This is a genomic window from Undibacterium sp. FT79W (assembly GCF_014284215.1).
GTDB lineage: Bacteria > Pseudomonadota > Gammaproteobacteria > Burkholderiales > Burkholderiaceae_D > Undibacterium > Undibacterium aquatile.
Genome location: NZ_JACOGB010000002.1, coordinates 468,299 through 481,865, shown reverse-complemented (window position 1 = coordinate 481,865; position 13,567 = coordinate 468,299). Strand labels below are relative to the sequence as shown.

General features: G+C 46.3%; 12 protein-coding genes. All 12 read right to left on the bottom strand.

The window, feature by feature from the left end; genetic code table 11:
* Positions 1–4: 4 nt before the first annotated feature.
* The 12 genes from H8K38_RS05355 to H8K38_RS18385 all read right to left on the bottom strand — a co-directional run bounded on the left by H8K38_RS05355 (position 5) and on the right by H8K38_RS18385 (position 13,561).
* Positions 5–2,533: a hypothetical protein gene (locus H8K38_RS05355; RefSeq protein ID WP_186883746.1), complete on the bottom strand. Its 2,529-nt coding sequence runs from the start codon at positions 2,531–2,533 to the stop codon at positions 5–7.
* A complete protein-coding gene (locus tag H8K38_RS05350) occupies positions 2,523–2,816 on the bottom strand; it encodes a hypothetical protein (RefSeq protein ID WP_186883745.1) in 294 nt (97 codons plus the stop codon). The genes H8K38_RS05355 and H8K38_RS05350 overlap by 11 nt, the downstream gene beginning before the upstream one ends.
* Before the next feature lie 3 nt (positions 2,817–2,819).
* The gene (locus tag H8K38_RS05345) at positions 2,820–3,638 is read right to left on the bottom strand and encodes a hypothetical protein (RefSeq protein WP_186883744.1); all 819 of its coding nucleotides are present in this window, start codon (positions 3,636–3,638) and stop codon (positions 2,820–2,822) included.
* Positions 3,635–7,405 carry a baseplate J/gp47 family protein gene (locus tag H8K38_RS05340; protein ID WP_186883743.1) on the bottom strand — a complete coding sequence of 1,257 codons (3,771 nt, stop codon included), beginning with the start codon at positions 7,403–7,405 and terminating at the stop codon, positions 3,635–3,637. The genes H8K38_RS05345 and H8K38_RS05340 overlap by 4 nt, the downstream gene beginning before the upstream one ends.
* An 18-nt stretch (positions 7,406–7,423) precedes the next feature.
* On the bottom strand, positions 7,424–7,837 hold the full coding sequence (locus tag H8K38_RS05335) for a GPW/gp25 family protein (RefSeq protein ID WP_186883742.1): 414 nt from the start codon (positions 7,835–7,837) through the stop codon (positions 7,424–7,426).
* 18 nt (positions 7,838–7,855) lie between these two features.
* Positions 7,856–8,155 (bottom strand): PAAR domain-containing protein, encoded by a 300-nt coding sequence (locus H8K38_RS05330; RefSeq protein WP_186883741.1) that lies wholly within the window; start codon positions 8,153–8,155, stop codon positions 7,856–7,858.
* A gap of 19 nt (positions 8,156–8,174) precedes the next feature.
* On the bottom strand, positions 8,175–9,965 hold the full coding sequence (vgrG, locus tag H8K38_RS05325) for a type VI secretion system tip protein VgrG (RefSeq protein WP_186883740.1): 1,791 nt from the start codon (positions 9,963–9,965) through the stop codon (positions 8,175–8,177).
* A gap of 41 nt (positions 9,966–10,006) precedes the next feature.
* Positions 10,007–10,687: a peptidoglycan-binding protein gene (locus H8K38_RS05320; protein ID WP_370527212.1), complete on the bottom strand. Its 681-nt coding sequence runs from the start codon at positions 10,685–10,687 to the stop codon at positions 10,007–10,009.
* Positions 10,688–10,689: 2 nt separating this feature from the next.
* On the bottom strand, positions 10,690–10,854 hold the full coding sequence (locus H8K38_RS05315; protein ID WP_186883739.1) for a DUF5908 family protein: 165 nt from the start codon (positions 10,852–10,854) through the stop codon (positions 10,690–10,692).
* Between the two features lie 12 nt (positions 10,855–10,866).
* Positions 10,867–11,334 (bottom strand): phage tail protein, encoded by a 468-nt coding sequence (locus tag H8K38_RS05310; RefSeq protein WP_186883738.1) that lies wholly within the window; start codon positions 11,332–11,334, stop codon positions 10,867–10,869.
* A gap of 8 nt (positions 11,335–11,342) precedes the next feature.
* Complete coding sequence (locus tag H8K38_RS05305; protein ID WP_186883737.1) at positions 11,343–11,801, bottom strand: phage tail protein; 459 nt, start codon at positions 11,799–11,801, stop codon at positions 11,343–11,345.
* A gap of 74 nt (positions 11,802–11,875) precedes the next feature.
* Positions 11,876–13,561: a phage tail sheath C-terminal domain-containing protein gene (locus H8K38_RS18385; protein WP_186883736.1), complete on the bottom strand. Its 1,686-nt coding sequence runs from the start codon at positions 13,559–13,561 to the stop codon at positions 11,876–11,878.
* Between the last annotated feature and the right edge of the window lie 6 nt (positions 13,562–13,567).

Below are 13,567 nucleotides of genomic sequence, written 5' to 3'. Positions count from 1 at the left end.
TTGCTTATATCCAGAAATGTCTGGGTTGCTGATGACGATTTTTTTTCAAAAACTCAATCAGATCGCCCGCTTTATTATCCAGCTCTTGAGCGTCAGCTTTATAGCCTGCCAGCGCAAAAGTTTTTAGTGCGCTCATCCAATTTTTATAGCGCAGTTCAAATTGCGCCAGAAAGGCAAATTCCAACCAGAAAAATTCCGGCATGATGTGTGCGGGAAGATGTTGCGCAATCAGATTTTCTATCCAGTTGCGACATTTTTGATCAGCATATCTTGCGGTAAATCCCGGCAGGATAATGCTGACGCGATGGGCATAAAAATCATGTGAAATCTTACGATGAGTGTTCTCACCGCGCGGGCGCAGTAAGATGTGCTCGACAACATGAAATCCTTCACAATCCATACTTAGCTGGATTAAGGCATGTTGCATGTGTTGCGCATACAGACCGATTTTTTCGGTCGGCAAAAGAAGAAGAGGCCAGATTTCTTCCGTCTGCACAGTCAGGCATAACCATGCATGTGTACGCCCAGCGGACAGGGATCGGAAGCTAGCCCAATCGACTCCGGCACGCAGCAAGTATTCGCATACTTCCATGCCAGGAAGGGCAAATGCCGGATCAGACACATAGTCAGCAGGTTTAGCAAGCGCTTTGGTATTTTCGTAGGCAATTGTGTTGGGGGCGTCGACTTGCTTTAGACGTCCGTCTTTATAACGGCTATTGCTGATGAATTTAATTTTTTCCCGGAGTGCTTCCGTTAGTGAATTTACTTTTTTGTCATTGACTGAACCGGTCAGAATTTGCAGACGTTTCTGTAAAGGAGTAAGGCTTTCAACATTCCATTCTTTCTGAACATTCATCGCACTACCGCGTCGGCTGCTGAGTTCACACAGGTGTTTTAAAAAATGTATTTTGTTGTTAATCAGATCCTGTTCCAGCTTTTCGTTTTGATAGTAGTTATAGCGTCGCAGGTCTTCTGTGGGAAATTCTTCGCCGTAGATGGCGAGCAATGAGTCCAGTACACGGCTGCGTCTGTCATAGAAGTTATCTTGTCCGGCAATAATTTTTGCGACTTCTGACTCGTTTGCTTTTAATGTATATAAATGCTTGATGTCAGGAATTTCTGCATTCGTAAGAAACTGCGAAAAATAACTGCGATCCAGCGTTTTATCGATGGAATAAAGACTACGTATGTTTTCTAATGACGCAAAGTAATTCGCCATCATTTGTTCGAACGGATAAAGGTAGGCCTTTAATTGTCGTGCTCTGGCATGAACCTCTGGTGGCTCTGACTTTGGTACGCCGTAGTGATTGATACCATAGATTGCAGGAGTATTTTCACCAAGCGAACTGTATTGTGCGAAGTCTCGGTGCTGCCCTTGAGGCAGTTGTATGATGTGATCGATTTTTCCTTTGTTGCGGCGAAATGCATTATGCTCAAATTCATATTTTTTTAAATACAAAGCGATTTGTTCGCCGAACTCCCGGGTTTCATATTTGTTTTGCAGAGTGCTTTTCTGAACGGTTTTTTCATCATCATGACTCGCGTCCAGCGACGTGGTTCTTCCATGCACCAGACGCAGGGCATGTATTTTTTCGCTTTGTTCAACGAAGTGCAATGCCGGACAGTTGATATCTTTGTGGCCGATATGCACCAGTTCCAGGTTAGTCCCGTTTTCATCGACCAGAAACAGCGATTTGACATTTTTTACGCCTGGAATATGACGCACTAAAGTAATCAGCTTCATGACATCAATGTCATAATTTTCCTGGGAAAAATCTCTTTCGTTGATATATCCATGGGTTGTCAACGGCCCGCACAGAATTTCCTCCCATCGCAGGCCCTGATGTATGGCGTCTTCAAAACGTAAAATCTGGCTACCGGCGGTTATCAGTTTTGCGCAGCGGAAGTAAATATCGGCGTAAATTTCAGCACGCGGACGGCTATCATCAATTTCGATTTCACCAGCTAATGTATAGGCTTGCGGAGTGACGACGTGGATCTCATCGATGTCGCGGCAGAGGTTGCGATGTTCTGATAACAAGCGGATGACATCATTGCGTAAGGTTTGCTGCACCTGACGAGTATCTTTTTTACTTGGAAGGAATAAGGATTCGTGGGGTTTGATGAAGACGGAAAACATACCCGGTATCGGGTGATCGTCATTTGCTGACAATATCCACACGTCCTCTACTTCTGGCAAACTGTCGTAAATTAATTTACAAAAATCAAGATCAGTCAGCGCTTGATTGACGAAAATCTCTTGCGGTGCATAGAGCGCTAAGGCTTTGTAATCGATACCGCCGTCCTGTCCGCATAAAAAGTCGCTGACGTCAAAATCGGTGCGGTAGACCAGATCGGTCAGGCCATAACAAAGTAATTCCAGCAGAGTGACGCCAGGGTCGTGCAAATTGTAATCTGTCCATTTTTCTTTGGACAAACTTTGCAAAAGTTCGAGACCCTGCATCCTGAGACCATCGAAGTCGAGGCCGTCAGGATCTGCTTGCAGACGATTAATGTGATCTTTACTGATCACTTTCCTTTGCCTCCTGCATTTGCTGGTGCATGGTGTGTAACAGGGCACTGACACGCTTATAGGGCATTTCCCCCAGTACACTCAGAATCAGACGCAACTGACTGGCGCTGACGTTGATGGTACCGATATCGTCTTCATCCGATCCTTCGGGAAAGCTTGCTGCCGCCTGCTGGTTCAGATGTCCTATCGTTTCAAAAACTTCTTTAAATGGCCGTTCAACCAGTGCTTCCAGTATCAGATTGCCCTGTGCAAGACTCAAAGAGAATGAAATTAAATCTTTCATAGATTAATTTTTAACCTTACCTTTGTCATCGTACTGAGGAACCGGCTGACGTAATGGTTTCTGATCGCTTTCTAACATCAGGGTATCCAGCCAGAGTTGGGTCAGATGATATTTAATCCATACATCATCACCGTAGCTGCAACCAACACGCATCTGTAATTTAAATTCAAATGGCTTCTCTGGATTGTCATTGATCCATCGAAGTTCGATTCGGCTGCATTTGTTACCGAAATGTGTCTGATGATAAGTGATGCTGCCGTTTGCATTAAACGCATTTAATGCAAATGCATGGGTCAGCGCATAACGGCCATCGCTGTCTTTTGCTCCGGCTCCGGCGATCACTTCCCATGCCTGGCAGCCCGTCATCGTTTCAGTAATGTCATACCAGCGACCATCGGCTGGCACAGCTAATTCTCCCTCGCGCCCGATGCGGCCGTGAGATGCAATACAGCCAGCAACATCCAGCTCGTGCTGCGGTTGGGTTTTACGAATACCTACTGCCGTGCGATGTACGCCATCGGCGCCGGTTGTGCTGGATAAGGTCAGAAGTGCCTGATTGCGGGCATCCTGAATACTCAGATTATCGCTGGATTTTTCCAGCCCAAGAGACCAGAGCGCATTCCCGATATTAATGTCCTTGTAAAAACTGACCAGTTTTCCATCGCGTAGTTGCGCGACTTTGAATCCTGCTTCTGGTGTTTTATCGAAACCTTCATCCAGCATGTTCAGCATGGATTCGATTAAGTCGGAAAAATCTTCCTCAGTCGGCATTTTTCCATATTTAAACTGCTCTTGTAGCATTTGACGCGTTCTTCGGGTCATGTCTCTGTTCTCGCTGGAATAATGAATGTGGAACCTACTTTGAGCTCATTGACGCCAATGGCTTTCGCAGAGTGTTGTCCGGGTTTGTCGGCAATGACTATCCAGTGATCGTTGATGGGTACAGCGATACTCCATGGATAACTTGGCTGCAGGTCTTTCTCCTGATGTGAAAATTTGGCATTATCTTTTAATGCGTACAATAGTTCCGCAGAGCTGCCGACCGGGCAAATTTGCAACATGGATACGCCGCTGACTTCATCGACATATTCAAGATCATGCAGAAATGAAACGACGTTATGCTGCTGTATCGACCATCCGAAATGCCGATGCTGGCCGTGTACATTCCACGGTGAGAGGTAGTCGCAAATAGCCTGATTAATCTGCTCAATATAACGTCCGCCAAAACGGCTGTTATTGAACTCTGTTTTCAGCTTGATAGTGCAACGCACTTGTATTTCTTCATACACCGGATTTTCTACGCTGATGGTCGCGTCAGCCGGGGCGTAAGTTTTGATGAAGCTCTGAATTTCATGAATCAGATGTCCGCTCAGATTAGGTTTCTGATTGCTATGCCCGCCCTGATTTAAGTGGGGAATAGGGACGATGAGAATATGCCCGGGCCGTATCTGTCTGCGTGAGCCATGATCTGTACACAAGTTGGAAAAACACTTTACCTTATAGACCTGAGGGAATTTTTCCAGAATCAGCGATTCATAATCCGATGCAGTCAGGCTGCGATTTTTATGGCGCAGACGTTCGCTCGCCCGTGTTCTGAATTGTGAAACGCTTTCTTCTGACTTCCCATCAAAACTGCATCTGATTTGTAGTATCTGGTCGATACCGGCAATATTCTTGCGGCTTTTGTTGATACTGAATGCTGGTAATACGGAGGTCAGTTTTTGCCCCTGATCTGCATCCCACGTGACTTTGATTGCCTGAGTATAGATACCGTACAGGCTGCAAAACCGTTCCAGCCCGCGCTGCGCCGTGACTTTCAGCCAGAACATATCATTTGGCATCACCGTATGATCGCTGTCGATATCGTCAGGTAACTGCAATTGCACGATGCCACTGGTCATGAATCCTTGCGTGGAGTCATCCAGAATTTGTGCCTGCTGTAATTTTTTCCAGCGATTGGATGATAAATACGACCAGGTCAGATTGGCATCTGCAATCTTTGTCATTGGCAGCGAGTCTTCACGTAAATAGAAATAGAGACTCAACGGACCGGAAAGACGTTGTGCAGTTAAACCAATCAATAAATTTCCTGTTGCATCGTAGTCAGGAATCAAGGCAACATCTTTGTTATCGTGAATTTGAATCGCCTCGTAACCGATGGGGTGGAGATGAATAAATTGTTCAGAAAAAAAAGAATGTATTTCTGATTTATTGTGTTCGAAGCTTATTTTCGAACAGGCCTCGTAGTTCAAAACAATACGGCTGATTTGTGGCGTGTAAGGTGGGTTAGGTAAGGCTTTTCTCAGATTTATTTTTTTGGTTTGCGCATTACTTGTCAGCGTTTGCGATAGCAAATGTGGATATTCCTGATGGCCAAAAGCACCATCGGGTGCATTCAGACTGATTTTGAACATACCGTTCATGGTTGCTGACGTATAGCTGAACGCCGTACTTGCTGTTGCCTGAGGTGTTGGTAAACTCTGTTTGTAGAACGGAATAACTGAACGAAAACTGAGACGGTTTTCAGTACGCACTTGATTGCTATGCGTTCCATCGTCATTCGTTTGATGCTGGAACAGATTGTCATTAGCGCTTGCGCTGACCCACTTGCCATCGACCAATACCGACATTTTTATCTGCACTGCGCCGGATTGGAGCGGTGAATCATAAGCACTGTAATAGCTGACGAATCCCCCGGAAGAGTTTGGTAATCCCGCCCACTCTACATCAACCGAAACGTCGCGCAGGTGTTTACCTACTATCTCTTCGCAACCCAGAACTAAGTAAGAGCCGATATCGGGAAGAGGGCCAAACGGTAAAAAAGGGGCGAGTGTGCTGACCTGTCCTATGTGATTATGCAATACAAGCTGACGGCATCCATTGACGTGCACGTCGATATGAATATCGTCAAGAAACCACTGACTTAAAATATCGTAGGGATAGGCATATTCATTCTGTGTCATTTCTCCCCGCAGAACAGGAAGGGCTGTCTGGAACCCAGCTCCGTGAATACTCTCCTGGTATTCTGTGATCGCCGGAGCGCTGGCGGGCAGGGTGAATGTAATGGTCAGGCAGTTGGCGCTTAATTCAGCATTTAATCCCTGGTATTCAGGACGATATTCAGTGATCTGGTGCCAGCCAGTGGCGCTGGTCAGTGAGAGACGAAACATACTGCGGACGAGCTTCACAAACACGTCGACATTCCTTAGCCGTGACGTCTGCCCATGTTGTGTATGTTTTTCCTGTTTCAAAATCTGATTGGCAATTTCTTTCAGACTGGACTCAAGGGTATATTTGCTGTTATTACGGAACTGAAATGTGAGGCATACGGTACGCTCGCCCTCGTGCATCAGCAACGTATGGCTTGCAATCGCAAAACCAAAACGAGCTGCGCTTCCTCCGGATACGTGCTCCCCGGGTTTCGGCGCACCCATCAGAGGAAGGGGCGGCAGACTTTCATGCAGGGATTGTTCTCCATCAGACGGTGGAGGCTCTATCGTGCGCAAATAGGCTGATTGCGTGCTCAGTAATTGAGATGCCGACGCATGCTTATCGAAAAAAAGTGTGTGTATCGCCGCAATTTTTGCATCGCTGAGCTGCGCGCTGTTATCCGCTTTGTAAACAATGTCGCGTTGCGCAGTATCGTTTCCGGCGATGAACTCTGCTCCTTTTTCGATGAAAATCTGACGTACGGCTGTATTGGTTTTGACGACGATATGCGCGCTGTCTGGCCGTTGTCGTTGCGGCTCCATACCGAGAACCTGACCATAATAAAAATCGATATGCTTATCGCTGAACCGATTAATCCGTTTTTTTAGTTTTTCAAAAAGACGTATGAAACTGATTAATAAGCTGGCAGCCGGATCGTGATTACCGCTAGTAATGGACGTTGGTAATAGTTTCTTTACCCCGTTTTGCAACATGTTGATTGCCAGATTCAACGTATGGAAATTATGACGAATCTGCGTCGTTGAAACAGTTAGTTTTTCTACCGGTGAATTTACGGTTACTGAGTTTGCTGGCCATTCAACGAGTTCTTTAAATTGTTTGCTGAACAAAGCATTTACATAGACTTTCAGTTCTGCGGGAGTACTGTTGATCAGGCTTTGAATTTCCCATTTCAGACCACGCAATATCCCTTCCAATAAGGTTTTGGCTTGGCTGGTGAGATTATTTGGTAAAAGGCTGAATGCGGTCAGCCATTGATTCAGCAAACGGAGAACCAGCAATGGCGAGTTGATCAGATCCCGATACGATGCGTCCAACTTTGTTGCGATGTCGGTACGGAACCAGTCGCTATAATCCGGTTTGCTTTGCAATCGATGTTCAAACTGTTTTGAGAGAAATTGTGTGTCAACAGCCAATATAGTCGCTATCAATACAGTTTCATCCGCAGCGAAGAACTGGTACCAGTCGCCATCGGTATTGAGATCAGGCTGATAAAAATGCATCAGGCGTGCATATTCACTTGCGATAGCGAGGAGTTGTTCAAAGCGCATCTCGTTGAGATGGAAGTAATCTCCACTTAATGCCGGTAACTGGCGCTGCGACTGACTGCGGCCATCGCTGATCATTAACTGTGACTTCATACCGATCCTGATGCGGGCTTAAAGTTGCACATCGGTGCCTTCACGCAAGTAGAAGGGGTAGACAATATTGTGACGGGTGTTGGTGCTGATAATCGTGTAGAAAATCGTGAAGTTCAGCTTACCTTCGTAAGCGTCAGCCGCATCGGTCACAATATTTTCTAGAATCACACGCGGTTCATAAAACAGTATCGCGCGCCCGATCATGTCTTTCAGGATCGTTACAGTGCTTTCATTGATATTTTCATAGACCTGATTTTTCAGTCCACAACCAAAATTAGGTTGCATTACACGTTCGCCGGGTGAGGTTGACAGCAATATGAACAAGCTTTGCCTGATATCTTCTTCTGCACTGACCATGATCACGTTGCCACGCTTTGAGAATTCGGGAGGGAAATTCCAGCCGGTGCCAAGAAATGATATGTTTTGATTCATTTTATCTCCCGAATAAAATCAGCCACCGATCATGACTGTCGGAAACCCAAGCGCGATATTTCCACCGTGCGCGGTCGTATCGCCGATTCTCGCTGCCGGGCGGCTGCTGATCATGACTGTTGCGCTACCTTTAACTATGCTGTCTGGAGGACCAACGCAGACGCATAGGTCTCCGACCACGGCTGCCGGTAAGCCGCCTATCAGCACATTTGGTACACAAGGTCCGGAAATCGGTCCACCGACATGCGGGATCGGTGGCAGACCCGGGGTCACCATGGGACAAACATGCATATCGGTTATTCTTGCGGCAGGAGGCATGGTTATGACTTTCTTCCGTTTAGTTAATCATGACCATGGCGCCTTTTACCGTAGTCTGACCGGCAGCAGACAGCTCTGCGCTGGCGGTTCCTTTGGCGACTAAGCTGACGTTGGCTGTGCTATTGATATTGAGACCTGTGGTTTTGACATCCATTTGCGCGGTAATTTCGACATTTTGTACAGCTGAAATTGCTACTTTTCCTTTGGCATTGATGGTGATGTCTTTGGGACTATCCAACAAAATGCCGCTCGGGCTCAGCTCGACCTTGTTATTGTTCTGATCCTGAAGCAGGATGGATTTATCTTCGTCACTGATGACGACTTTATTTTTACCCGGTGTAATCAAGGTAATAATTTTCTTTTCCTCGTCAAACTCGAGTTTCAGTTTGCTGCGTGTGACGATCGCTTTAAAATTATTTTCTGCTGCCAGCTCATATGGTGGTACATGTTTGCTGCTGTACAGACTACCGAGAATAACGGGGCAGGATGGATCATTATTAAAGAACCCCAGAATGACTTCATCACCAATTTCCGGAATAATGAATGCGCCAAAACCCGATGAGCCGTAAAAGCTCGAAAACCGCGCCCAGACACCAACGGTAGCCGCATTCATTAATGGGATCGAAACTTGTATTTTGTATTGACCTTCAGGATCGGCATCGAGTTTCAGCACGATGCCTATGTGTAATCCGCTAATGCCAGCGGTCCATGCCGCCGCCTCTGGCGCTTGTATCTGATGTTCTTCGGTAAACCAATATGTCGGCATACCGAATTCAACTTCGGTGACCCAGTTGCCGTCACTGATACTGTGAATGACATTGCTCGCGATGACATTTCCATTGAAATGTTTTCCTACGCCTTTCAGTTCCAGTAACACGCCCGGTTTTGCCAGCGCGCTTCCCTGAAACTGCATCCGGCCACGAATCCGTGAGAGTGCTGCTTTGGTTTGCTGCGCTTTACTCCAGGCTGTTAAGGCGTCGCTTTCCAACGGTGCCGCGGTTTGCAAACCAAAATCACCCGCATTCAGTACTGCGGCAAGCGTCTTTGAATCAAGATCCCCCTGACCAGTCAGTTTTTCCGGTTGTGCAGTTTGCTGCACGATAGCTAGCTTTGCCAGATCCCAGCTGGTGCTGGTGACGCTGCTCAATTGCCAGCAGGAGTCGAGTTCTGCCTGGAATTCCTGCAGATCGGCACCGTAAGTCAGAGTGAGAACAGGGCTTCCGCTGGTTGCAGGCGCTGCGACACTCACTTTTCCTGCGTTAACATTGACAAGCAAGCCATTCACTTCAGCGCGCGCCATCATGTAATCCCAATCCGTCACGTAATACTGAACAAGTTCTTTATAGGTGACGCTGGTGCTATCGACTGTGGCGCTTAAATCCGCATGATTGCTGATCAGCGTTGAAATGATTTGATTGTCCGTTTTGTTGACGTAGCTGGCATTTTTGCGGCCAACCGTCATGGCTAACGCCTTATCACGACACTCGATAATGAGTCGCGAATAATTATCACCATTAATTTTTACGGCATGCTTAATAACTATGCCTTCAAAGATCACCTGAGTTTTCGAGTCATAGCCTGCACTGATAACGATTTTTGTTCCGGGTTTGAAATTCCCCGCGTCGGCAACAGGAAAGTGTCCGTTTGGCATATCGCCATCCAGAATGGTGATTGTCGCAGAGGGAATCCGGTTAAAACTATGCCGGGTTTCTATAGAGACCACTTTGACAAGGTCTGGCATGCTCTGACCGTCACAGGTAATCAGAAAACTCAGAACCCCTGTGCTGTCGTTCAATGGAGAATTAGCCATGGTTGTTTATTTCAAATTAGTAACAGCATCGTCGGATATCTTTAGTTCGCCAATGGCGGAAACTTAAGCGTTGTTCCGGGTGTTAAATTGCGAAAAGAACTAAGACCGTTGATGCGAGCGACTTCCATGTAGTAGCCACTGTCGCGGTAAATCCTGTCGCATAACAGTGGCAGCGTGTCGCCAGCTTTGACCGTGATCAGATGAGTCAGGTCTGGCGAGCTTGCAGCCTTCTTTTTCCCCATTTCCCCTGGGCTGATGTACTCCACAAAGTTGAGTGTGATTTTTGCGCGCAGAGGTTCACCGTTCGGTTTGAACAGTGTGTAATCAAATTTCATCCCTTCTGCACGCCCGTAGAAAATCAGACTGCCCCACACGATTTGTACAATAGGGGTTTCATGCTTTACTCCTACATAGCTGTAGATCGTGTTTCGTAAAGTCTGAACTTGTTCTTTTACCGTTTTTTTTGTGCCGGGAATGACACCCGTCCCATCCAAAATCAGTTCTTTGAGATTGAGTTTTTGTGGTTGGCTGGCGTGAAATTTTGCCTCATTCCCAGCTTGACCCAAGGTCTGGTTTTTTGCATATTTGATAGAAAAATCATGTCCGTATCCTGAGGGGTTAATCAGAGCCTCAAAAAATGGGCGGCTGCTATCAACGCTGATAGATCCGTTTTCAGCGACGGTGCAACCTGAAATTTTGAGCAGTGTTTTTTGCCCGGACACGATCAGCGCTCCCTTGGTTCACGTAGAAGACTTTGTACCATCTGCCGGAGCTCCGTCAGAATTTCGTCTTTGATGAGTTGTTTATCCACAATAACTTCATCCTCCTTATTCTGAGGATGATTCAGTATCGTCGTTTTGATAATCAGCTCTTTAATTTCTATCGACATGATTTCGCCAGATCATTTACTACGTTTCGAATAGGTATAGGCAAAAGTCATCTTCTCGATTGCCACTTCATTTTTTGTCGCGTTAAATCCTTCGACATCCCACTTAACGGGATAAGCATCAATGAAAGCCCATGCCCGTAGTACTTGTCCATCTGCACCATTGAGTTTAACGATAATCGTTTGAGGAACGATCAACTTGATAAAGGCACCTTCCAACGTATCTTTGCACCATTTGACCAACGGTGAGTTGAGCATAGAAATGCCGCGCTTCAATTCAAGGTTAGGATGTTTGATACTCTTTGGAAGCTGATGTACAAAGCGGTTTTCTCCACCTTCCACAACAGCTTCCGTTTCCATCTCCAGACTGATTCCTGACACTTCGCTGAAGGAAGCATCAGGAACCTGTACGCCGTTACCAAAGGTAACCGTGAAATAAAACGCGGCAGGAGGGTAGCCTTCCTCGAAATATTCACCAGTCATATCAATGCTTATTTATTAGCGATAGTCAGACCTTCGTGGACAATCTCGATAGATTCGATCGCCACTTCATTGCCTTCTGATTTCAAGTCGGTACTTGAAATCTTCGTTGGCCACGCATTAGTCAAAGTCCATACCATCGTGTCATTACCTTCTTCATCAAGCAGACTGATCGTGACCGGAACACGTTTGATGGTGTTCATCTTAATTTTGTTGAGCCAGTCCCAGAACTTGTTATCACCTTTAAACACGCCTTTTTTCATCGTGATGTTGCCGTATTTTTTCATTCCGGGCATTTTAATCACTGAGAAAACAGGGCTGTTTCCGTGACGGTATTTAATTTCTTCTGACTGAACATCAAGGCCAGATACCTCCTGGAATGACATTTCATTGGAGTCCCATTTCACGCGGAAATAGAATTTTGGCAAAGGCCATACATTCGCTGATTGTTTAGATCCATCATCTGCCATAACAAACCTCTTTAAGAAAGTAACTTTAAAAAATACGCTGATTAATGACGCGGTATTGCGTTATAAAAGCATTTTTAAGATTTCTGCATCTGCTGTTGGAACGTAATTTCAATGAACTCGGCCGGGCGGCTCAGTGCAACCAAAATGGTGACACGCAAAATGCCTTCCAGAATATCTTCAGCAGTCATCGTCTCTCCCAGTCCGACATGCACGCTGAATGCATCTTCCGGGCTTGCTCCGGCCAGGCCGCCGCGCTTCCAGATGCCTGTCAGGAAATTGCTTGCCATGCTTTTGATCGTCACCCAGGTACCGCTGACGTTCGGTTCGAAAACATAAGCTTTCGTTGCCAGACGCAGGGATTCTTCCAGCATGATCATGGTCCGACGCACATTGATGTAGCGCCAGTCGAGACTATTGCCATCCAAGGTTCGGGCACCCCAGACCAGCGTTCCTTCGCCGATGAAGCTACGGATCGCATTGATCGATTTACCTGCGGTCGTGACATTCAGATCTTCTTGTTCGTCGTGGGTGATATTGACCGAAGGAGAAACAACCGACGCCAGGCTGACATTGGCTGGAGCTTTCCATACGCCGCGTGAATTATCGACCAGTGTGTAAACGCCTGCCATGGCAGCTGATGGTGGCAACAGATTCAGCTTGACCTGAATGGCACTTAAAATTTTCACGTACAAAGGGCTGATTGTGAACAATGTTTTGTGCAATTCAGCAGGCGCTGAACTGATTTCTGCCTCCGCTTTCGTCTTTCTATCAGCGTCTTCTTTCGCTTTTTTCTTATCTTCGTCCGACATTGCTTCTAACGCGGCTCTTTCTTTCGCTCTGTCTTCGGCGGTTTTTTTCGAATCAGATTCCGCTGTTGCTTTTTTATCGGCTTTCAGCTTTTCAGCTGCTGCCAGCACTGACTCTATGCTGTCGATTTGCTCGTTATAAGCATCCTTCTTATCCTGATGCAGGGTACTGATATTCACTTCTGCTTTCAGGCATTCGCTCAACTTTTTGAGATCAGCGATATTGGAAAAACCTAAATCAGAGAGTTGTACGATGGATGTGTTTGCCCAGGGATAGTAAGCAGAACCAAAGTCGAGAAAGCTGGTGCCTAAAGCATTGCGGAATTTTGCGATGCAGTCACCATCGTCACGACGATCTTTGTAGCCATCATAAATATCAAGAATGGAGAAGCGATTCTTCATTTTTCCGCCGCAGTGCATCAGACTTGCCTGTTGCAGTGAAATGCAGTCATCCATGCTGAGGGACATCGCATCAGGAATGACGATCATTGTCGGTTCCTGTTCCTTGAGCAGTTCGTCAAAGGCACTTTCAAGAGCGGCTTTTTCGATTTTTGCCTGATAGTCACCAACAGAAACGACGTAGCATGCGCCACCACCGTTCTGAAAAAACAACTTCATACCGTAGTAGAGATAGTTGCGGCTTTTGGTGTTAAGTAACTGATATTCGTCGTCGCCAATTCTGAAATCGCTGTTAGGAGCATTTTTTACATTGGCGTCTTCACTCGGGAATGTATCGATGGCGAACTTATCGTTCGGAGCGCCACCAAAGAAATTGACGAATTCAGACATGGAGGAAATGCGCCAGGGCTTATTTTTAAGCGACGCTCCTTTGTTACTTGCTATTTCGGTGTATCCGATAAATGCAGGAACTGCAGTCGCAACTTCGACAACTGAGTTAGGAAAAGCATTTTTTTCTACGATATAGACACCAGGGGTTTTATACGCGCCAGCCATATGTAT

What these genes read in the sequence shown, in the direction of transcription:
- H8K38_RS05350 (WP_186883745.1), bottom strand. Translation starts at nt 2,816, where the DNA reads ATGAAAGATTTAATTTCATTCTCTTTGAGTCTTGCACAGGGCAATCTG.
- H8K38_RS05345 (WP_186883744.1), bottom strand. Translation starts at nt 3,638, where the DNA reads ATGACCCGAAGAACGCGTCAAATGCTACAAGAGCAGTTTAAATATGGA.
- H8K38_RS05340 (WP_186883743.1), bottom strand. Translation starts at nt 7,405, where the DNA reads ATGAAGTCACAGTTAATGATCAGCGATGGCCGCAGTCAGTCGCAGCGC.
- H8K38_RS05335 (WP_186883742.1), bottom strand. Translation starts at nt 7,837, where the DNA reads ATGAATCAAAACATATCATTTCTTGGCACCGGCTGGAATTTCCCTCCC.
- H8K38_RS05330 (WP_186883741.1), bottom strand. Translation starts at nt 8,155, where the DNA reads ATGCCTCCTGCCGCAAGAATAACCGATATGCATGTTTGTCCCATGGTG.
- vgrG (WP_186883740.1), bottom strand. Translation starts at nt 9,965, where the DNA reads ATGGCTAATTCTCCATTGAACGACAGCACAGGGGTTCTGAGTTTTCTG.
- H8K38_RS05315 (WP_186883739.1), bottom strand. Translation starts at nt 10,854, where the DNA reads ATGTCGATAGAAATTAAAGAGCTGATTATCAAAACGACGATACTGAAT.
- H8K38_RS05310 (WP_186883738.1), bottom strand. Translation starts at nt 11,334, where the DNA reads ATGACTGGTGAATATTTCGAGGAAGGCTACCCTCCTGCCGCGTTTTAT.
- H8K38_RS05305 (WP_186883737.1), bottom strand. Translation starts at nt 11,801, where the DNA reads ATGGCAGATGATGGATCTAAACAATCAGCGAATGTATGGCCTTTGCCA.
- H8K38_RS18385 (WP_186883736.1), bottom strand. Translation starts at nt 13,561, where the DNA reads ATGGCTGGCGCGTATAAAACCCCTGGTGTCTATATCGTAGAAAAAAAT.